This is a genomic window from Streptomyces sp. NPDC111520, assembly GCF_055635295.1.
On record NZ_JBVKBW010000010.1, the window covers coordinates 234345 to 252763 of the forward strand.

Annotated in this window: 15 protein-coding genes; 6 read left to right on the top strand and 9 right to left on the bottom strand. The window is 74.8% G+C overall.

Annotated features, from left to right (window positions below; translation table 11 throughout):
- Nucleotides 1–83 precede the first annotated feature (83 nt).
- Nucleotides 84–761: a LytR C-terminal domain-containing protein gene (locus ACZ7MY_RS24840; RefSeq protein ID WP_499604839.1), complete on the bottom strand. Its 678-nt coding sequence runs from the start codon at nt 759–761 to the stop codon at nt 84–86.
- 132 nt (nt 762–893) lie between these two features.
- Entirely contained in the window at nt 894–1190 is a 297-nt protein-coding gene (locus ACZ7MY_RS24845; protein WP_499513003.1) for a type II toxin-antitoxin system VapB family antitoxin, read from the bottom strand.
- 97 nt (nt 1191–1287) lie between these two features.
- Between ACZ7MY_RS24845 and ACZ7MY_RS24850 the strand changes: the two genes are divergently transcribed.
- The gene (locus ACZ7MY_RS24850) at nt 1288–2844 is read left to right on the top strand and encodes a helicase HerA-like domain-containing protein (RefSeq protein ID WP_499604841.1); all 1557 of its coding nucleotides are present in this window, start codon (nt 1288–1290) and stop codon (nt 2842–2844) included.
- A gap of 11 nt (nt 2845–2855) precedes the next feature.
- Here the strand turns inward: ACZ7MY_RS24850 and ACZ7MY_RS24855 are convergent, their stop codons facing one another.
- Entirely contained in the window at nt 2856–3452 is a 597-nt protein-coding gene (locus ACZ7MY_RS24855) for an HhH-GPD-type base excision DNA repair protein (RefSeq protein ID WP_499604842.1), read from the bottom strand.
- A gap of 143 nt (nt 3453–3595) precedes the next feature.
- Between ACZ7MY_RS24855 and ACZ7MY_RS24860 the strand changes: the two genes are divergently transcribed.
- The 3 genes from ACZ7MY_RS24860 (at nt 3596) to ACZ7MY_RS24870 (ending at nt 8024) form a co-directional block, all read left to right on the top strand.
- The gene (locus ACZ7MY_RS24860; protein WP_499604844.1) at nt 3596–4039 is read left to right on the top strand and encodes a DUF7144 family membrane protein; all 444 of its coding nucleotides are present in this window, start codon (nt 3596–3598) and stop codon (nt 4037–4039) included.
- Nucleotides 4040–4171: 132 nt separating this feature from the next.
- Nucleotides 4172–6394 carry a family 2 encapsulin nanocompartment cargo protein terpene cyclase gene (locus tag ACZ7MY_RS24865; RefSeq protein ID WP_499604846.1) on the top strand — a complete coding sequence of 741 codons (2223 nt, stop codon included), beginning with the start codon at nt 4172–4174 and terminating at the stop codon, nt 6392–6394.
- Between the two features lie 346 nt (nt 6395–6740).
- Complete coding sequence (locus tag ACZ7MY_RS24870) at nt 6741–8024, top strand: hypothetical protein (RefSeq protein WP_499604848.1); 1284 nt, start codon at nt 6741–6743, stop codon at nt 8022–8024.
- 16 nt (nt 8025–8040) lie between these two features.
- Here the strand turns inward: ACZ7MY_RS24870 and ACZ7MY_RS24875 are convergent, their stop codons facing one another.
- Together ACZ7MY_RS24875 and ACZ7MY_RS24880 are read right to left on the bottom strand one after the other, a co-directional pair.
- Nucleotides 8041–9069, bottom strand: coding sequence for a CU044_5270 family protein (locus tag ACZ7MY_RS24875; protein ID WP_499604850.1), 1029 nt, complete (start codon nt 9067–9069; stop codon nt 8041–8043).
- Nucleotides 9066–9608 carry a sigma-70 family RNA polymerase sigma factor gene (locus ACZ7MY_RS24880; protein WP_499604851.1) on the bottom strand — a complete coding sequence of 181 codons (543 nt, stop codon included), beginning with the start codon at nt 9606–9608 and terminating at the stop codon, nt 9066–9068. The genes ACZ7MY_RS24875 and ACZ7MY_RS24880 overlap by 4 nt, the downstream gene beginning before the upstream one ends.
- Before the next feature lie 95 nt (nt 9609–9703).
- Here ACZ7MY_RS24880 and ctaD point away from each other — a divergent pair, with 95 nt between their 5' ends.
- On the top strand, nt 9704–11371 hold the full coding sequence (gene ctaD, locus ACZ7MY_RS24885; protein WP_499604853.1) for an aa3-type cytochrome oxidase subunit I: 1668 nt from the start codon (nt 9704–9706) through the stop codon (nt 11369–11371).
- A gap of 18 nt (nt 11372–11389) precedes the next feature.
- On the opposite strand, the gene ACZ7MY_RS24890 is transcribed toward ctaD, so the two are convergent.
- Genes ACZ7MY_RS24890 through ACZ7MY_RS24900 form a run of 3 tightly spaced genes read right to left on the bottom strand, consistent with a single transcriptional unit; the run spans nt 11390 to nt 15350 of the window.
- The gene (locus tag ACZ7MY_RS24890; protein ID WP_499604855.1) at nt 11390–13252 is read right to left on the bottom strand and encodes a GMC family oxidoreductase; all 1863 of its coding nucleotides are present in this window, start codon (nt 13250–13252) and stop codon (nt 11390–11392) included.
- Nucleotides 13249–14661 carry a tocopherol cyclase family protein gene (locus tag ACZ7MY_RS24895; RefSeq protein ID WP_499604857.1) on the bottom strand — a complete coding sequence of 471 codons (1413 nt, stop codon included), beginning with the start codon at nt 14659–14661 and terminating at the stop codon, nt 13249–13251. Before ACZ7MY_RS24895 ends, ACZ7MY_RS24890 begins: the two co-directional genes overlap by 4 nt.
- A complete protein-coding gene (locus ACZ7MY_RS24900; protein WP_499604859.1) occupies nt 14658–15350 on the bottom strand; it encodes a FadR/GntR family transcriptional regulator in 693 nt (230 codons plus the stop codon). Before ACZ7MY_RS24900 ends, ACZ7MY_RS24895 begins: the two co-directional genes overlap by 4 nt.
- A gap of 196 nt (nt 15351–15546) precedes the next feature.
- On the opposite strand from ACZ7MY_RS24900, the gene ACZ7MY_RS24905 reads away from it, so the two are divergent.
- Nucleotides 15547–16923 carry a serine hydrolase domain-containing protein gene (locus ACZ7MY_RS24905; protein WP_499604860.1) on the top strand — a complete coding sequence of 459 codons (1377 nt, stop codon included), beginning with the start codon at nt 15547–15549 and terminating at the stop codon, nt 16921–16923.
- A 34-nt stretch (nt 16924–16957) separates the two neighbouring features.
- Here the strand turns inward: ACZ7MY_RS24905 and ACZ7MY_RS24910 are convergent, their stop codons facing one another.
- Complete coding sequence (locus ACZ7MY_RS24910) at nt 16958–18289, bottom strand: amidase (protein WP_499604862.1); 1332 nt, start codon at nt 18287–18289, stop codon at nt 16958–16960.
- Nucleotides 18290–18419 lie beyond the last annotated feature (130 nt).

Sequence of the window (18419 nt, forward strand, 5' to 3'; positions counted from 1 at the left end):
CCCACGACGCACGGAACCGGCCGCCGGGGCGCCACGCCCCGGCGGCCGGTTCCGTCGTACCGCCGGTACCGCGGTACCCGGTGTCAGCAGGTGCCGGCGCTCGGCGCCGCGCTCGGGCGGGCCAGGGCGGCGAGGGCCTTCTCGACGGCCTTGTCACCGGAGAGCTTGGTGAAGCCCTTGCCGAGCATCACGTCCACCGTGCCGGTGGCGCGCTTGGAGCCGGCGGCCGCGGGCTTGAGTGTGCTGGTGCCCTTGATCTGGGCGCTGACCAGCTTCATCGCGGCCTCGGCCTTGGGCCCGTGGCCGCCGATCAGGAGCGCGGCCTCCTTCACCTTGCGGTCGTACTGGGGGTCGGCGTTGCCGAAGGTGCCCACCTTGAACCCGCGTGCGGCGAACTCGTCCGCGGTGTCCTTGGCCAGACCGCCCTTGGCGGTGGCGTTGTAGATGTTGACCGTGAGTTCCCCGGGATCCGGGAAGGCGGTGGGGGCGGCCCCGGCGGACCCCTTGGGGGCCGCGGTCTTGCAGGCGCGCTCCCCGGCGGTGGTCCCGGCCTTGACGGCGGCGGCCTTCGACGGCGTGGACTTGCCGCCGAAGACGTCGACCAGTTGGAGCGTGCCCCAGCCGGCGAGGCCGACCACGGCGACGGTCGTCACGACGACCGCCACGATGCGTACCCGGCTCCGGGGGCGGCGCATCCGCGGGTACTGGTTCCCGGTCACCCGGTACTTCCCGCCCATGCCAGGGGGCGTCAGCATGCTCATGTGCGCAGCGTAGTGCGATCGGGCGTCCGGGCGTACTAAACGATCAACCAATCGGGGCCATTCAGGGGGACTTGAACCCGAAAGGGCGAAGCGCTCCGCCCGCCCGGACGGGCCCGCGGAGCGGTCCGGAGGTCAGTCCATCTCCAGCACCCGGGCGTGCAGCACCTGGCGCTGCTGCAGCGCCGCGCGCACGGCCCGGTGGAGCCCGTCCTCCAGGTAGAGGTCGCCCTGCCATTTCACGACGTGCGCGAACAGGTCCCCGTAGAAGGTCGAGTCCTCGGCGAGGAGGGTCTCCAGGTCGAGGTTGCCCTTGGTGGTGACCAACTGGTCGAGGCGGACCGGACGTGGGGCGACGTCCGCCCATTCACGGGTGCTTTTCCGGCCGTGGTCGGGGTACGGCCGCCCGCTTCCGATGCGCTTGAAGATCACACGGAAAGCCTACCGGGCAAGGGCGTACGGGCGCAGCAACGGCGCAGGAGTGCGATGGTGGGCAAATACGGTGATAGCGGGAGCAGCGGAGCAGCCGATGACCACGCCGAGCCTGCCCGGCGCCGCCCGGGCCATCGCCGAGGGGTACGCCTTCACCGGTCCGGCCCTCGAACTCGGCGCCCTGCTCTGGGAGGGCCGGGCCCTGCCCGGGGCACCCGTCCGCGTCCCCCTGGCGGTGCTCAACCGGCACGGCCTCGTCGCGGGCGCGACCGGCACCGGCAAGACCAAGACGCTGCAACTCGTCGCGGAACAGCTGTCCGCGCAGGGCGTGCCGGTCTTCCTGGCCGACGTCAAGGGCGACGTCTCCGGCATCTCGGCCCCGGGCGCGCCCGGCGACCGCGTCGCCCGGCGGGCCGCCGAGGTCGGGCAGGACTGGACCCCGGCCGGCTGCCCCGCCGAGTTCTACGCCCTCGGCGGCACGGGTCGCGGCATCCCGCTGCGCGCCACGGTGACGAGCTTCGGGCCCGTGCTGCTCTCCAAGGTGCTGGGGCTCAACACCACGCAGGAGCAGTCGCTCGGCCTGATCTTCCACTACGCCGACACCAAGGGCCTGGAACTGCTGGACCTGAAGGACCTGCGGGCCGTGGTCACCTTCCTCACCTCCGACGAGGGCAAGCCGGAGCTGAAGGGGATCGGCGGGGTCTCCACCGCGACGGCAGGAGTCGTCCTGCGGTCGCTGACGACCTTCGAGGCCCAGGGGGCGGGGGCCTTCTTCGGCGAGCCGGAGTTCGACACCGCCGAGTTGCTGCGGACGGACGGCGACGGGCGGGGCGTCGTCTCCGTGCTCGAGCTGCCCGCCGTGCAGGACCGGCCACAGCTGTTCTCCACCTTCCTGATGTGGCTGCTGGCCGACCTCTTCGAGGACCTGCCGGAGGTCGGCGACCTGGACCGGCCCAAGCTGGTCTTCTTCTTCGACGAGGCGCACCTGCTCTTCACCGGGGCGAGCAAGGCGTTTCTGGAGGCCATCACGCAGACCGTGCGGCTGATCCGGTCCAAGGGTGTCGGCATCTTCTTCGTGACGCAGACCCCCAAGGACGTGCCCTCCGAGGTGCTCGGCCAGCTCGGCAACCGGGTGCAGCACGCGCTGCGCGCCTTCACCCCGGAGGACGCCAAGGCGCTCAAGGCGACCGTGCGCACCTTCCCCACCTCGCCGTACGACCTGGAGGAACTGCTCACCGGGCTCGGCACCGGCGAGGCCGTGGTCACCGTCCTCGACGAGGACGGCGCCCCCACCCCGGTCGCCGCGGTACGGCTGCGGGCACCGCGGTCGCTGATGGGCCCCGCCGACCCGGCGGCGGTGGACGCCGCGGTCGCGGACTCGGCGCTGTACGGGCGCTACGCGCAGGCGGTGGACCGGGAGTCGGCGTACGAGCGGCTCGCCGGACGGCCGGAGCCGGCCCCCGTACGGCCGTCCCCGCCGGGCCCCGCCGGGAGCGGGCGCGGGCGCGGCGAGCGACCGCGGGAGGAGACGGGGGTGGTCGAACAGGTGATGGGCAGCGGCGTCTTCCAGTCGCTGGCCCGCTCCATCGGCACCCAGATCGGGCGGGAGATCACCCGGTCGCTCTTCGGCACGTCCAAGCGCCGCCGTCGCTAGGGGCGGGGCCCTCAGGACTCCTTCGCGGACTTCGCTTCCTTCGCGGCCCGCTTCTGCTCCTGCTTGAAGGCCCGCACCTTGTCCAGGGACTCCGGGCCGGTGATGTCGGCGACCGACCGGTGGGAGCCGCGTTCCCCGTACGCGCCCGCCGCCTCGCGCCACCCCTCGGGTGCCACGCCGAGCTGCTTGCCGAGCAGCGCAAGGAAGATCTGCGCCTTCTGCTTCCCGAAGCCGGGCAGCTCGTTGAGCCGGGTGAGCAGTTCGCGGCCGGTGGGGACGTCGCGCCAGACGGCTCCGGCGTCGCCGTCGTAGTGCTCCACGAGGTACTGGCACAGCTGCTGGACCCGCTTGGCCATCGACCCCGGGTAGCGGTGGACGGCGGGCTTCTGCGAGAGCAGCTCGGAGAAGGCCTCCGGGTCGCAGGCCGCGATCTCACCGGCGTCGAGGTCCTCGCGGCCCATGCGCTGCGCGATGGTCCACGGGCCGGAGAACGCCCATTCCATCGGGATCTGCTGGTCGAGCAGCATGCCGACCAGGGCCGCCAGCGGACTGCGGGAGAGCAGGGCGTCGGCCTCGGGCTGCTGGGCGAGGCGGAGTGTGGTTGCCATGCACCGATGATCCCGCGACCCGCGGCACGCCGCCCGCGGGTCACCCGGACGGCGCAGCGCGGATGGCCGTACCCACCGGCCGGGCGGACCGTGTGGAGTGTCCGGGCAGCGAGCCCGGGCAGCGAGTGGACGGGAGCCGTCACATGAGCCAGCAGACACAGCCGGTCACCGAGCGCACGCACTCGGGGTGGGCGACGGGCGGTACCACCTTCGCCGGGGTGCTGCTCATCGTCTCCGGTGTCGTGATGATCCTCGAGGGCATCTCGGCCATCGCCCAGGACGACATCTGGGTCCGGCTCGGCGACTACGTCTTCAAGTTCAACCTGACGGCGTGGGGCTGGATCCACCTCGTGCTCGGCGTGCTGGTCATCGTGGTCGGCGCCGCCCTGCTCCAGAACGCCCCCGACTGGGCCCGGGTCGCCGGTGTCGCCCTGGCGGCGTTCAACATCGTCGTGAACTTCGCGTGGATGCCGTACACGCCGGTGTGGGCGATCATCGTCATCGCCGTGGACGTCTTCGTCATCTGGGCGCTGTGCAGGAGCTGGGGGGAGCACCGGGAGCACCGGGCGCACCCGAAGCGGGTCTGACCGCCGTCGCCGACGCCCGGGGCCGGTCCGGAGCACGGGCCGGCCCCGGGCGTTCCCGCGGTGTTTTCACCCGTTCGTATGGGTTGCCCGTGATGCCGGATAGGGGACGTGGCCCCGGGTAGCGCTGAACGAGTGACGCAGCCATTTGAACTGCCCGACTTCTACCTCCCGTACCCCGCGCGGCTCAACCCCCACGTGGAGGAGGCCAGGGAGCACTCCCGTGGCTGGGCGCGGGAGATGGGGATGCTCGAGGGCTCGGGCATCTGGGACACCGACGACCTCGACGCGCACGACTACGCGCTGCTGTGCGCGTACACGCACCCGGACTGCTCCGGGCCGGCCCTGTCCCTGGTGACGGACTGGTACGTGTGGGTCTTCTTCTTCGACGACCACTTCCTGGAGGCGTTCAAGCGCACGCAGGACCGCGAGGGCGGCAAGGCGTACCTGGACCGGCTGCCCGCCTTCATGCCGATGGACCTCGCGCAGGGCACGCCCGAGCCGCGGAACCCGGTGGAGGCGGGCCTCGCCGACCTGTGGGCGCGCACGGTGCCGGCGATGTCCATGGACTGGCGCGGGCGCTTCGCCGAGAGCACCGAGCACCTGCTCAACGAGTCCCTGTGGGAGCTGTCCAACATCAACGCGGGCCGGGTGCCCAACCCGGTGGAGTACATCGAGATGCGGCGCAAGGTCGGCGGCGCGCCCTGGTCGGCGGGGCTGGTGGAGTACGCCGCCGGGGCCGAGGTGCCGGCCGCCGTCGCCGGGGCGCGGCCGCTGCTCGTGCTGCGGGACGCCTTCTCCGACGCGGTGCACCTGCGCAACGACCTCTTCTCGTACCAGCGCGAGACGGAGGAGGAGGGTGAGTTCAGCAACGGGGTGCTGGTCCTGGAGACCTTCCTCGGCTGCTCGACGCAGGAGGCCGCGGAGTCGGTCAACGACCTGCTGACCTCCCGGCTGCACCAGTTCGAGAACACCGCGCTCACCGAGCTGCCCCCGCTCTTCGCCGAGCACGCGCTCGACCCGGAGCAGTGCGCGCGGGTGCTGGCGTACGTCAAGGGCCTGCAGGACTGGCAGTCCGGCGGCCACGAGTGGCACATGCGCTCCAGCCGCTACATGAACGGCGGCGGGGCGGGCGCCGCCGCGGGCCCCCGGTGGTCGGCGTTCGCGCTGCCCGGCGGGCTCGGGGTGTCGGCGGGCACCGTACGGACCACCGGCCGCGCCGAGACGGCCCGCGTCCGGGCGTTCACCCATGGGCCGCGGCACACCGGGCCGACCCCGCTGCCCGACTTCCTCATGCCGTTCCCGGCCCGGCTCAGCCCGCACCTGGACGCAGCGCGGCGCCACGTCGTCGACTGGGCACACCGGACGGGACTGCTGCTGCCGCAGCCCGGCGTCCCGCACTCCCACGTCTGGGACGAGCACAAGCTGGCCGCCTTCGACTTCCCGCTGTGCGCCGCCGGCATCCACCCCGACGCGTCACCCGAGGCGCTGGACCTCACCTCGGGCTGGCTCACCTGGGGCACCTACGCCGACGACTACTTCCCCGCCGTCTACGGCCGCACCCGCGACCTGGCCGGCGCCCGCGCGGCCAACGAGCGCCTGTCGGCCCTCATGCCGGTGGACGGCTACGCCGCCCCGGCCCCGGCCACCGCCCTGGAACGGGGCCTGGCCGACCTGTGGACGCGGACGGTCGCGACGATGGAACCGCAGGCGCGGCGCCGCTTCCGCACGGCCGTCGAGCACATGACGGGCAGCTGGCTGTGGGAACTGGCCAACCAGGCGCAGAACCGCGTCCCCGACCCCGTCGACTACCTGGAGATGCGCCGTCACACCTTCGGCTCCGACCTGACGATGAGCCTGTGCCGGCTGGGGCACGGCCGGCGGGTGCCCGAGGAGGTCTACCGCAGCGGGCCGATGCGCTCGCTGGAGAACGCCGCCGCCGACTACGCCTGCCTGATGAACGACGTCTTCTCGTACCAGAAGGAGATCGAGTTCGAGGGCGAGATCCACAACGCGCTGCTGGTCGTGCGGAACTTCTTCGACTGCGACGAAAAGGCCTCGCTCGCCGTCGTCCACGACCTGATGACCGGGCGGATGCGGCAGTTCCAGCACGTGGCCGAGCACGAACTCCCGGTCCTGTACGACGACTTCGCCCTCGACCAGGAGGCCCGGGCGGTGCTGGACGGCTATGTGCGCGAGCTGCAGAACTGGCTCTCGGGCATCCTCGCCTGGCACCGCGGCTGCCACCGCTACGACGAGGCCGAACTGCGCCGCCCGGTCGGCGCGTTCCGGCCCCCCACCGGCCCGACCGGCCTCGGCACGTCCGCGGCCCGCCTGGTCGTCTTGGCGGCACGCTGACGTATGCGGCGGGGGGCGGGGGCGCCCGCCCCCGCCGCGGGGTGGTTCTGCCCGGGGCGGGCGGCGGGCCGTCCGGCTCCGGGGGTGATGAGGGGTCCTCGTCCGTGACCGGTGCGGCCTTGCGCCCGGCACGGGCGGCGGAAATCATTTGCCGCGCCGCGCGGGGGATGTGACGATCCCGCACATGACCGAAAGCACCTGCCACGGAAAGGGCGCGCGCCGCCCGCACCGGTGAGCCCCGAAGCACCGGCCCCGCTGCCGGACGCTCTCGCGCACGGTCCCTCCCCACCCGCAGCCGGAGACCCCCGGCTGCCCCGCCCTGCACGGACACAGGAGGACCGACACCGTGAACGACGAACCACTGACCGCGATACGCCGGCTGGTCGACGCCGGCGACGCCCGTGGCGCCATCCGCGAACTGCGAGCCCACGCCGAGACCACCGACCCCGCCCGTCTTGCCCCCCTCATGGAGGGCGTCGCCCGGCTTTCCGGCCTCGACGCCCTCGCCGCCGCGGCCGCCGCGCTGGCCGCGGAGCCCCGCGGCGCGCAGGAGCTGTACGCGTACGGCTACGCCTGCGTCGAGGAGGGCGCGTCCTTCCTCGCAGTGCCCGCACTGCGCGCGGCGCTGCGTGAGGCGCCCGGCTCCCGCAGCGTTCTGGTGGAGCTGGTCGCCGCGCTGGAGCGCGAGGAACGCCACGGCGAGGCGACGGAACTGCTCCGCGCGCGCGAACCCGACCTCGCCCCCTGGCCGGAGCGCTACCTGCTGGCCCACAACGCACTGGTGGCCGGTGAGCCGGCACTCGCCCGCGCCACCGCCGCCCGGCTGCCCCGGCCGGATGGGGCCGACGAAAGCTGGCAGCCCGCCGAGGCACGCCTGCGCCGGATGCTCGGACGGGCCGACGCGCTGGCCGGGTTCAGCGCGCTGGACGACCGCGACCTGCGCGGCTGGCACCACGTCCTGACCGGCGGCCTGCTCGCGACGCTCTCTCCGTACGGCTTCGAGAGTATGACCGGCCGCTGGGCCTTTCTCCAGGACAGCCCGGCCCTGTGTCACCTCGGCCTGGACCGGCTCAGGCTGGCGATCGAGGCCGGCGGGACGGCACCGCGTGCGGTCTGCGCACTGCCGGACCGCTCCAGCCGGATCATGGCCCTGGCCGCGGCCCGGGTCCTGGGACTGCCCCTCGAGCCGTACGCGCCGGACCGCCCGGACACCGTGGTCGTCGGCTACGACCTGGGCGAGACCGACCCCGCCCTGCTCGGCGGTCTCCTCGACCGGGCCCCGGGGCAGGTGCTGTACGAGCACGCCACCTGCTGGACCCGGCCGCCCGCGGTCTGCGCCGACGTCAGCGGCCTGCTCGCGCAGCACTGTGTCCCGTTCTGGGGCGAGCAGTTGCGGCAGGACCCGGACGGCTCCGTCGGGAAGTCCGCCGCCGACGACCGCGCCGAGCAGGAGATCGCCGACGACGTCCTCGCCGTCGATACGACCCCGGACCCGGGCGACGGCGGGACCCCGCCCGATTCGGACGAGGCCTTCCGCTCCTTCGCCGCCCGGGTGGTGGGCCGCCCGCCGCGGGGGCCACGGGAACGGTCCGCCCCGTCCGGTCCGGTGCGCAGCGGGCGCTTCGCGTGAGGCGGCGGGCCGTCGGTCAGTCCATCCAGGCCTGGTAGGACATGACGTCGCCGGCCTTCACCCGGTACTCGGGCTGGTCCCTGGTGAAGGTCTCCTCGACGCCGAGGACGCGCCCGTCGGCCGGGTCGAGGACGAGCATGCGGCGCAGGCCGGCGGTGTCGTGGACGTAGGCCTGGCCGCGCCTGCCCAGGCGGTCGGTGACGGCGCCGGCCGGGCGGAGGCCCGGGGCGGCGGCGAGGAGTTCGTCGACGGCGGCGGTGCCGGCGGGCCCCGGCGTCCAGTCCTGCAACAGCGAGGCCAGCGCGTCCACCAGTTCCGGGGTGCCGGCGCAGGCGCAGCCGTACACCTGCGACAGGTAGCCCCGCAGTTCCTCGGCCGAGTCCGGGGGCTCGGTCCCGGACCGGCCGTACGCGGGGAGGGTGCCCGGGGGGAACGTGGCGCGGTGCAGGACCTCGCCGTCGGCGACGGTGTGCGGGGCGCCGCCGGAGTCGCTGATCACCGGTTCGCCGGGGTGCCGGGGGTCGGTGGCGACGACCAGTTCGGTGCCGCTGCCGTCGGCGTTCCAGCGGGTGAGGTGTTCCTCGGGCAGGGTGACGGGCGGCCGGGCGCCCGGTCCCGACTCCATGGCCATGCTCCACGTCATCACGTGGCTCCCCCGCCGGGTGCCCGTGCCGCCGCCCCGTGCCGCCGCCTCGCGGGCCGCGCCGGCCACGTCGGCCAGCGGGACCTCGCGTGAGCCGGCCAGCGGACGCAGCGCGACGGGGGCGGCGACCGCCGGGGTGCCGCCGGCCCCGGAGACCACGACGACCAGGGCGGCCACCACGGCCGCCGCCGCCGCGGCCAGGCCCGTGGCGAGGCCGCCCACCCGGCGGCCGGTCCGGCGGGGCGCGGACGCGGCGGCCCTCCCGGACACCGCTTCGGCGGCCAGGAGCCGCCGCAGCGTGTGCTCGGCCCGCGCGTCCAGCGGGCGGTCGCGCCAGCGCGGATCCCCGGCCGGCACGGGGTCGGCCCGGCGCAGCAGCTCCAGTTCCGGCTCGTCGGTCATGGCCCCTCCTGGGTCACGGTCATCCCCATGCGGTCGATCTGCTCGCGCAGCCTGCGGCGCGCCCGGTGCAGGCGCATGGCGGCGGCGGAACGCCCGCAGCCGAGCGCCACCGCCAGTTCCCCGACGTCCAGCTCCTCCCAGGCGGTCAGCCGCAGCACCTCCTGGTCGGGCGCCGCCAGCCGGCCCAGCGCCTCGTGCACCCAGGAGCCGGGTGCCTCGGTGCCGGGGCTCGGCACGAGGTGCGCGCCGTGCGCCGTCTCGTGGTTCCCGATCCGGTCCAGCAGCCTGCGCCGCCGCCCCTGCCCGCGCACGCTGTTCGCCATGCAGTTGCGGGCGACGCCGTACAGCCAGGGCAGCGAGTACGAGGGGTGCTCGGCGCGGCGCCGCCAGGCGACGGCGAAGACCTCCGCCACCACTTCCTCCACCTCGTCGTACGCCTGCCGCCCGGCCGTCCGCCGGGCGACGTAGCGGCTGACCGCCCAGTAGTGCTCGCGGTAGGCAGCGGCGAACGCCTGGGACTGCGTCTCGTCCGTGCTCATGACCGCTTGGTGTCCGCCATGGGTCCGATCATCACACCCCGCCGCTGTGACGTTCTCCGCGTGACGCCGGGGCCCGGCCCGGACACCTACCGGGCATGAGTCTCACGTTCCCGCGACGCGCGGCGTCCGCCGTGGCCTGGCTGACCACGACCGACCACAAGGCCATCGGCACGCTCTACCTCGGCACGGCGTTCGCCTTCTTCTGCGGGGGCGGGGTGATGGCCCTGCTGATGCGTGCCGAACTCGCCCGGCCCGGGCTGCAGGTCATGTCGAACGAGCAGTTCAACCAGCTGTTCACGATGCACGGCACCGTGATGCTGCTGATGTTCGCGACCCCGTTGTTCTCCGGCTTCGCGAACTGGATCATGCCGCTGCAGATCGGCGCCCCGGACGTCGCGTTCCCCCGGCTCAACATGCTCGCGTACTGGCTCTACCTCTTCGGCTCGCTGATCGCGGTGGGCGGCTTCCTCACCCCGCAGGGCGCGGCGGACTTCGGCTGGTTCGCCTACGCACCGCTGTCGAGCGCGGTGCACTCGCCCGGGGTGGGCGGCGACCTGTGGATCATGGGGCTGGCGCTGTCCGGCTTCGGGACCATCCTGGGCGCGGTCAACCTCATCACCACGATCATCTGCATGCGCGCCCCCGGCATGACGATGTTCCGGATGCCGATCTTCACCTGGAACGTGCTGCTCACCGGTGTGCTGGTGGTGATGGCCTTCCCGGTGCTGGCCGCGGCCCTGCTCGCGCTGGAGGCGGACCGGAAGTTCGGGGCGCACGTCTTCGACCCGGCGAACGGGGGGGCGCTGCTGTGGCAGCACCTGTTCTGGTTCTTCGGCCACCCCGAGGTCTACATCATCGCGCTGCCCTTCTTCGGGATCGTGAGCGAGGTCATACCGGTCTTCTCGCGCAAGCCGATGTTCGGGTACACCGGCCTCATCGCGGCGACGATCTCCATCGCCGGGCTGTCGGCGACGGTCTGGGCGCACCACATGTACGTCACCGGCGGGGTGCTGCTGCCCTTCTTCTCCTTCATGACGCTGCTCATCGCCGTGCCGACCGGGGTGAAGGTCTTCAACTGGATCGGCACGATGTGGAAGGGCTCACTCAGCTTCGAGACGCCGATGCTCTGGGCGACCGGTTTCCTCGTGACCTTCGTCTTCGGCGGGCTCACCGGCGTGATCCTGGCGTCGGCGCCGCTGGACTTCGCGGTCTCCGACTCCTACTTCGTCGTGGCGCACTTCCACTACGTCGTCTTCGGCACCGTCGTCTTCGCCATGTTCTCCGGGCTGCACTTCTGGTGGCCGAAGTTCACCGGCAAGATGCTCGACGAACGCCTCGGCAAGATCACCTTCTGGACGCTCTTCGCCGGCTTCCACGGCACCTTCCTCGTCCAGCACTGGCTGGGCACGCAGGGCATGCTGCGGCGCGTCCCGGACTACCTGGCGGCGGACGGCTTCACCACGCTGAACACCGTCTCGACGGTCAGCTCCTTCCTGCTGGGGCTGTCGATCCTGCCGTTCCTCTACAACGTGTGGCGGACGGCCAAGTACGGCGAGCCGGTCGGCACCGACGACCCCTGGGGCTGGGGCCGTTCCCTGGAGTGGGCGACGAGCTGCCCGCCGCCGCGCCACAACTTCCGCTCCCTGCCGCGCATCCGTTCCGAGTCGCCCGCCTTCGACCTGCGCCACGCCGCACCCATGGTGCCGGGAAGGGTGCCCACCCGGCCGGACACGCCGCTCCCGGCGGCCCGTTCCGACGCCTAGCGCGGGCACGCCGACCCCTCAGCCGGCCGCCCGTACCGCGCCCTCGGCGACGGCCAGGGCCAGCGCCATGATGCTGAGCTGGGGGTTCACCTCGGGGCAGCTGGGCAGCGCCGAGGCGTCGGCGATCAGCACCCCGTGGACGCCGCGCAGCCGTCCCGCGGGGTCGGCGGGCGCCACCCGCGGGTCCGCGCCCAGCGCCACCGTCCCCGTGGGGTGGAAGGCCGACAGGTGCAACTGCCGCGCCGTCACGCCCTCCAGGGCCGCCGAGAACTCCCGCGGCGTACGGGCCCGCGGGGCGGTGGGGACACCGGTGAGCACCTCCTCGGCCCCGGCGGCGAAGAGCAGGTCGCCCATCGCACGGACGGCGCGCAGCAGACGGCGGCCGTCGCGGGGGTCGAGGTCGTAGCGGAGCAGGGCGCCCTCGCGGCCGAGGACGCGTCCGCCGGGCCGGTCCGCGATCATCGCGCCGAGGGTGGCCAGCCGTCCGGAGTCCTCCAGTTCCGCGCGCAGCTCGCGGCCGACGCCCGGCAGCACGAACGAGCCCATGCCGGGCGGCGGGGCGGTGGCCTCGACGAGGATGCCGTCCCCGTGCAGCTCCTCCACGCCGACGCTCTGCAGCACCGCCGGTCCGCCGTCCGCGACCGGCTCGGCGAACCGCCCGGCGACACTGGTGGCGGGGTGCACGGCCAGGTTGCGGCCGGTCCGCGGGTGCCCGCCGAGGCCGGAGCGGCGCAGCAGCGGGGGAGTGCGCAGCGCGCCCGCGGCCACCACGACCAGGGGGCTGAGGATCTCCAGTTCGCTGCCGTCGGGCCGCCGTACCGCCACGCCGCAGGCGCGCGGGCCGCCGGGCCGGTCGGGCTCGGTCAGTACCCGCCGCACCTCGGCCCCGGTGACGATCCGGGCCCCGGCGGCGCACGCCTGCGGCAGCACCGACAGCTGGACGCTCTGCTTCGCCCCGGACGGGCAGCCCACCACGCACTGGCACGAGCCCCGGCAGCCGGGCGCGTTGCGCCGCAGGGGCGCGGCCCGCCAGCCGAGCGCGCCCGCGCCGAGCAGCGCGAGGTCGCCGTTGCGGCCCAGTACGTCGTGCGGCTGGGGCGCCACCCGCAGGGTGCGCTCCACCTCGTCCAGGTACGCGCCGAAGGCCACCGGGTCCGCGAGGTCCCCGAGCCCGTGCTCCTCCCGCCACCGGGCCAGCACACGGTCCGGAGTGCGGTAGCAGGTGCCGGAGTTGACGACCGTCGTACCGCCGACGGCGCGCCCGGTCGGCACGATCAGCGGGGGGTTCCCGAGGGCCACGGTGGCGCCGCCGTCCCGGTACAGCTCGGCGAACCGGTCGAGCGGGGCCCGCCGTCCGAACTCCGCCGTGGTGTGCCGCCGGCCCTCCTCCAGGACGACCACCCGCAGGCCGGCCCGGGCCAGGGTGCGCGCCGCCATCGCCCCGCCGGCGCCCGAGCCGACGACGACGGCGTCCGCGCGCGAGCGGTCCGGCCACTCGCCGGCGGGCACGCAGTCCAGCGGCGGGTCCTGCGGGGCCGCGGGCACCGCGCCGCGGGGCGCTCCCGACAGCAGCCGTTCGGTGCCCGCCGCCAGCAGCACCGGCACCTTGACCACGTCGAGCAGGGGCAGCAGCGCGGGCCGCGCGGCGAGTCCCGCCAGCACCCGTTCCCGCTCCCCCGGGCCCAGCCGCTCCAGCCGCCGCCCGGTGCGCGCCACCGCGTAGGCGTCGACCGCGGCCGACGCGGCACGGAAGCCGTGCCGGGTCCGCGCGGGCATCGCCGCCAGCAGGCCGTCCAGCCGGCGCGGCACGCCCGCGGGCCAGCCGCCGTCGCCCGCGTCGGCGAGCAGCGCGGCGACCAGGCCGCGGACGGCGGCGCTCACCGGCCGCCCACTTCGGCGTGGGCGGTGCCGGCGAGCGTCCACTGCGCCTCGGTGCGCCAGCCGCCGCGGCTCCGGCGCTCCAGCACGACGTGGGCGTCGGCGGTCTCGCTGTTGCGGCACACGGCGGGGGAGCCGTCGGGGTCGGCGTAGTCGAGGGCGAGGGTGCGCTCCGGCGGCTGCTCGACCCGTACGGTGATCCGCCGCCCGCCCGCCCGCCCGGTGACCGTCCACCGCGGCAGGCCGATGTCGGCGGTGAAGCGGCCGAGGCCGGCCCGCCCGAGTGCCGGGCGCAGGCCGCCGCGCGGCCAGTCGCGGCCGTCCTTGCGCAGCCGCAGGAAGACCAGCGGCGGCAGCCGGTCCAGACCCGGGCGGGTGGAGACCGCCGCGACGACCTCCAGCACGTCCCCGTCGCCGAGGTCGGCGTGCAGCCAGGCCCAGCGGCGGGCGTTGCCGTGGCCGTAGATGCGGGCCGAGGCCCCGGGGGCGCCGCGCAGGGCGAGTTCGGACGTCCCGTGGCGGAAGGTGCCCGTGTACCGGGCGCGGGGCGACGGCACGATCTGCGCGGCGGGCAGCAGCGGGTGCCGCCATGACCAGCGCGGGAAGGTGTACAGCGGCGGCTCGGTGCCGGGGTCCTCGGTGAGGTCCCAGGTCAGCTCGCCCGCCGTGCCGCGCAGCCGGCCGGGCACCGCCTCGACGCCGTCCGCCGTGAAGCCCTCGGCGCCCGTCGCGGGCGCCCAGGGCAGCGGCCCGAAGCGGGCGTGCTCCACGGGGCCTTTGCCGTCCGGGGGGAAGACGGCGGCCCAGCCGTGGGCGAAGGCGGGGGAGCCGTCGGCGGGGGCGACGAGTTCGTGGTGGAGCCACAGTCCGGTGCCGGTCGCCGGGTCGGTGGCCGTGGTGTACCAGACCTCGGTGCGGCCCGCGGCGCCGTCCCAGCGCGGCGCCCACTGCGCCCGGGGGTCGTCCCGGCGCGGGAAGCGGAAGCTCGCCAGGAACGGCACGAGCGAAGTCGCCGTACGGAAGCGCAGGGTGCCGGTGCCGGCCGGTTCCGGGTCGTCCCCGGCGGTGAGGGTGAAGGGCAGCGTGGTCATCGAGGCCAGCGGCCGCCGCGGGGTGACGGACTTCCAGCCCTCCAGGAGGCAGCGCTCGCCGTCGAGTTCGTACTCCAGCCGGTAGTGGACGCGCCGCCGGGCCAGCGGCGACACCTCCAGCGTGCCGGTGACGGCGGTGTCGGCCCGGCCCGCGACGCGCAGCCGTCCGCCGACGCGGGCCGCGGTCGTGCGGTGCGGCAGCAGCAGGCCGTCGCTGCGCGCCGTCAGTTCCAGCCGCACCGGCCGCTCCCGGTCCTCGCCGCGCAGCCGTACGGTGCCCGACATGCGCTCGGCGAAGACCGTCCCCCGTGCCGCGCTCACCGGGACTTCAGCCCCTCACGCATGATCTCCTCGGTCGCCGTCAGATAGGCCTCCGCCGCCGCGCGGGCGGCCGCGCCGTCGCCCTCCTCCACCGCGGCGACCACGGGCGCCAGCCGCGCGTACGCCTCCTCCCCGTCCTGGAAGGGGCCCGCGAGGTGCCGGCGCATCGGCAGGTAGGCGTTGAACAGGGTGTTGGTGAGGAGCACGTAGACGCGGTTGCCGGTGGCGCGGGCCAGTGCGCGGTGCACCTCGGCGTCCGCCAGCTGCACCGCGTCCGGGTCGCCGGCCGTGCGCACGGCCTCCACCAGCTCCCGCAGCCGGGTCCGCGCGGCGCCGCTCGCGCGGGCCGCGGCCGCGCCGGCGATCAGGGCGCCCACCCCGCGCCGTACCTCGAAGATCTCGCCGAGCCAGCGGGCGTCGTGCCGGACGAGCATGGGCAGCAGGTCGGCGCCGCCCAGGCGTTCGTAGTCCCGGACCCGGGTGCCGACGCCGTGCCGCGTCTCCAGCAGTCCGGCCTGCACCAGCCGGCCGAAGGCGTGCTTGAGGGTGGTCCGGGTGACGCCGTACCCCTCGGCCAGCGTGCGTTCGGGCGGCAGCAGACTTCCCGCGGGGTGGCGGCCGGAGAGGATCTCCTCGCGGATGCGGTCCTCCAGGACGTCCACGATCGACGTGCGCGGCAGCGCTTCCATCACACCTCCATGGTTCAGTGGATGAGCCACTCAACCAATGAGCCGACGCACCGTCAAGACCCGCCCCCGCGACGGCCGTCGCTCACCCGCCCGGCGGCGCGTCACCCGCCGTCCGGTCGCCGCACCGCGACGGTCGGCTTACGTTCGCGATGGCATGCCCTCGCCCCGCCCGTCCCCACGGCCGAAAGGCACCGACATGACGCAGCCGTGCGCCCGTCCGACCGGGCTCCGCAGCACCGTGCGGAGGGCCGTCGCGACGGCCCTCGCCGCCGCCGTGCTCCCCACGGCCCTGGCGTGCGGCGGGTCCGCGGAGAGCACCCGCTCCCCCGGGGGCACCAGGACGACGACGTCCGCGCCGGCCTCGCCGCTCGCGCGGGCCGAGGAGGACCGGACGGCGGACCCGGCCTCCGCCTCCCCCGCGCAGGCCTCCCCCGGCGGTTCGCCGACCAGTTCGCCGAGTGGTTCGCCGGGAGCGGGCGACGACTTCCCGGCGCTCACCGGCGAGGTCGTCAAGAAGCTCGACGACGCGCTGAAGGCCACGCTGAAGAGGACCGCGGTGCCCGGTGTGAGCGTCGGGTTGTGGGCCGCGGGCAAGGGCTCCTGGGTCCGCGCCCTCGGCGTGGCCGACAAGAGGTCAAAGGCGCGCATGTCGCCCGACCTCTACGTGCGGATCGGCAGCGAGACCAAGACCTTCACCGTGACGGCGCTGCTGAAGCTGGTCGACCAGGGGAAGGTCGCGCTCGACGACCCCGTCGCCCGCTACGTGGACGGCGTGCCCGGCGGCGACCGCATCACGCTGCGGCACCTCGCCGAGATGCGCAGCGGGCTCTACAACTACACGGACGACCCGGCCTTCCAGAAGACCCTCAAGGCCGACCCGCACCGGGAGTTCGTCCCCGCCGAACTGCTCGCCTACGCCTTCCAGCACCCCTCGCCGTCCGGTCCCGGCGCCCGCTTCCAGTACTGCAACACCAACACCGTCCTGCTGGGCCTGGTGATCGAGAAGGCGAGTGGCCAGTCCTTCGGCGACTACCTGCAGCGCAACGTGCTCGCCCCGGCCAAGCTGAAGCACACCGTCCTCCCCGCGGGGCGCGCCTTCCCGAGCCCGCACGCCCGCGGCTACACCCGGCAGACCAAGGACGGCAAGGAGGCCGACGCCACCGACTGGAACCCCTCCTGGGCCTGGGCGGCCGGCGCGATGATCTCCGACCAGCAGGACCTGCGGGCCTGGGCCCGCATCGTGGCCGAGGGCACCCTGCTGGCCAGGGCGACGCAGACGCAGCGCACGACCTTCCTCCCCACCCCCTACCCGGGCATCGGCTACGGCCTCGGCCTCTTCGACAACCACGGCTGGATCGGGCACAACGGCTCCCTGCCCGGCTACCAGAGCACGGCCGTCCACCTGCCCGGGGCCGGGGCCACCCTGGTCGTGCTGCTCAACACCGACACCCCCGTGGGCGGCAACGAGCCCAGCAGCCTCTTCGCCGAGGCCATCACCAAGATCGTCACCCCGCAGCACGTCTACGCGTTCCCGCCCACCAACGGCACCGGCACCAGCCCGAGCAGCAGCTGAGCGCGGGGAGGCCGCCCTTCCTGGCCGCGCGGGATCAGCCGGCCGGGAAGGGCGGCCTGCGGTCCCGCCACGGGACGGCCTGCTCCAACTGCGCGGCGACCGCCAGCAGCAGGTCCTCCCGGCCGTGGGCGGCGACCAGTTGCACCCCGACCGGCAGTCCCTCGCGGCTCTGGCCGAGCGGCAGGCTGACCGCCGGGTGCCCCGAGACGTTGAAGGCCGCCGTGAACGGCCCGTACGCGAACAACTCGCGCAGCCAGGAGCGCACCGTGTGCCGGGGGTCGTCGTGGTCGAGGGTGCCGTGCGGCGCGGGGAGCGCGCCCAGCGTCGGCGTGACGAGCAGGTCGTGACCGGCGAAGAAGCGGTCCACCGCGCGGGTCACGCGGTGCTGCGCCTCCATCGACGCCATCAGCTCCAGCGCCGTGCATGCCTCGGTCTCGGCGAGCACCGCCCGCGACACCGCCTCCAGCAGGGAGCGGTCGATGCGCGGGGCCGCCCGCAGCAGCGCGCCGCCACTGGCGAACGCGCCCGGCGCGGCGGCCTCCACGAGGTCGTCCCCGTCCAGGCGCGGCGCGTCCTCGCCGACGCGGTGCCCGATCCACTCCAGCACCTTGGCCGCGTCGACGGCGACCGCGGCGACCTGCGGGTCCACCGGCGTCCCCGTCCACGCGGCGGTGGTCACGGCGACCCGCAGCCGCCCCGGGTCGGAGCGCACCGCCCGCGCGTACGGCACCGGGGGCGCCGGGAGCGGGTACTTGGCGCCGTCACCTGGCCCGGACACGGCGTCGAGCAGCGCCGCCGCGTCCCGTACCGTCCTGGTCACGGCGAACTCCACCTGCAGCCCGAACGCCGCCTCGCCCGTGAGCGGCCCGCACGGGGTGCGCCCCCGGCCCGGCTTGAGCCCGACCAGCCCGCAGCAGGACGCCGGGATGCGGATCGAACCGCCCGCGTCGTTGGCGTGCGCCACCGGCACCGCCCCCGCCGCGACCAGCGCGGCCGAGCCGCCGCTCGACCCGCCCACCCCGCGCGCCGGGTCCCAGGGGTTGCGTGTCGGCCCGTACCGCACGGGCTCCGTGGCGAAGTTCAGGCCGAACTCCGGCGCGGTGCTCTGGCCGAGCGCCACCAGCCCGGCCTCCCGGAACCGGGCCATCAGATCGTGGTCGGCGTCCGCCACGGCACCCCGCAGGGCGCGGCTGCCCAGGGTGAACGGCACGCCCCGCACGAACGGCCCGCCGTCCTTGACGACGAAGGGCACCCCGCCCAGCGGCCCGTCCGCCCGGTGGGCGGGCGCGGGGTCGAACAGCGGGAGCGTCAGCGCGTTGAGCTCCGCGCCCGCCGCCTCCAGGGCCGTGCGCGCGACGGCCTCCACCTCGCCCGCCGTCACCTCGCCGGCGCGGATCAGCTCCCGCAGCCCGGTCGCGTCCCGCTCCGCGTACTCGTGCAGTTCCAGCGTTCCGCCCTCCCGCGCCCTGTCCCGCGGTCAGCGTGGCACGCGCCGC

Excerpts from the sequence above, each read along its gene's own strand:
- ACZ7MY_RS24905 (WP_499604860.1), top strand. The coding sequence starts at position 15,547 with ATGACGCAGCCGTGCGCCCGTCCGACCGGGCTCCGCAGCACCGTGCGG.
- ACZ7MY_RS24855 (WP_499604842.1), bottom strand. The coding sequence starts at position 3,452 with ATGGCAACCACACTCCGCCTCGCCCAGCAGCCCGAGGCCGACGCCCTG.
- ACZ7MY_RS24875 (WP_499604850.1), bottom strand. The coding sequence starts at position 9,069 with ATGACCGACGAGCCGGAACTGGAGCTGCTGCGCCGGGCCGACCCCGTG.
- ACZ7MY_RS24850 (WP_499604841.1), top strand. The coding sequence starts at position 1,288 with ATGACCACGCCGAGCCTGCCCGGCGCCGCCCGGGCCATCGCCGAGGGG.
- ACZ7MY_RS24840 (WP_499604839.1), bottom strand. The coding sequence starts at position 761 with ATGAGCATGCTGACGCCCCCTGGCATGGGCGGGAAGTACCGGGTGACC.
- ACZ7MY_RS24860 (WP_499604844.1), top strand. The coding sequence starts at position 3,596 with ATGAGCCAGCAGACACAGCCGGTCACCGAGCGCACGCACTCGGGGTGG.
- ACZ7MY_RS24880 (WP_499604851.1), bottom strand. The coding sequence starts at position 9,608 with ATGAGCACGGACGAGACGCAGTCCCAGGCGTTCGCCGCTGCCTACCGC.
- ACZ7MY_RS24900 (WP_499604859.1), bottom strand. The coding sequence starts at position 15,350 with ATGGAAGCGCTGCCGCGCACGTCGATCGTGGACGTCCTGGAGGACCGC.
- ctaD (WP_499604853.1), top strand. The coding sequence starts at position 9,704 with ATGAGTCTCACGTTCCCGCGACGCGCGGCGTCCGCCGTGGCCTGGCTG.